The following is an 820-nucleotide window of genomic DNA, read 5'->3' as shown; positions in this document are numbered from 1 at the left end:
CTAATGAGTATGAAGCAAAGCTTAAATGGGCTAAGAGTAACGGCGCTGAAATCCAAGTAACAAGTGATGAACTCGACTTAATTAACTCCTTAAAAGAAATTCGACTTTTAAAGATGTCTTTGGAAGAGGAAGAAAAAGAGCTGCGAGACAAGCTAATCCCTGCCCTGCAAGACGGCGAGATCATCATGCACGGCGCTGAAAAACTTGGCACGTATAAGAATAATAAAGACAGTATCGTCACCGATTGGAAATCGGCTTATGAAAGCTTAGCGCCTGACGCTGAACACATTAAACACTATCAAACCGTGCGCACAGGAGCGCGCATATTACGCATCTAATTAGGAGAGGAATCATGGAACTACAAATTACGACTGGTGGATTAACGCCCACCAATTTAACTGAGGCGATGCAGCTAGCCGAAATCTTAGCGCAGTCTACGATTGTGCCGAAAGACTATCAGCGCAACCCTGGCAACATTCTTGTCGCTATTCAATGGGGTGCGGAACTTGGTTTAGCACCAATGCAGGCAATGCAGAACATTGCAACGATTAACGGCAGACCGTCAATTTGGGGCGATGCGATGTTAGGACTTGTTAAAAACTCTCCTGAGTTTGTCAGTATCAAAGAAGAATATGTCGGAGAGGCGGACGATCTGACCGCTGTTTGCACAGTCAAGCGCCGCAGCACAGATGGCTCAATTCATGAGCATGTTGCGACATTTAGTATGGAAGATGCAAGGAAAGCCGGACTCCTTGGCAAACAAGGCCCTTGGACTCAATACCCTAAGCGCATGCTGCAAATGCGAGCTAGAGGCTATGCG

The 820-nt window shown here is 46.3% G+C and carries 1 protein-coding gene and 1 pseudogene; both read left to right on the top strand.

Annotated features, from left to right (window positions below):
• A partial coding sequence (locus HMPREF3179_RS12220) for a hypothetical protein (protein ID WP_168160351.1) occupies positions 1–338 on the top strand: 338 nt, incomplete at its 5' end.
• Positions 339–352: 14 nt separating this feature from the next.
• Positions 353–820, top strand: a pseudogene (locus HMPREF3179_RS03830) (recombinase RecT); the annotation flags it as partial.

The sequence above is a fragment of the Oligella sp. HMSC09E12 genome (assembly GCF_001808505.1).
GTDB lineage: Bacteria > Pseudomonadota > Gammaproteobacteria > Burkholderiales > Burkholderiaceae_B > Oligella > Oligella urethralis.
This window is presented reverse-complemented; position numbering and strand designations above follow the sequence as displayed.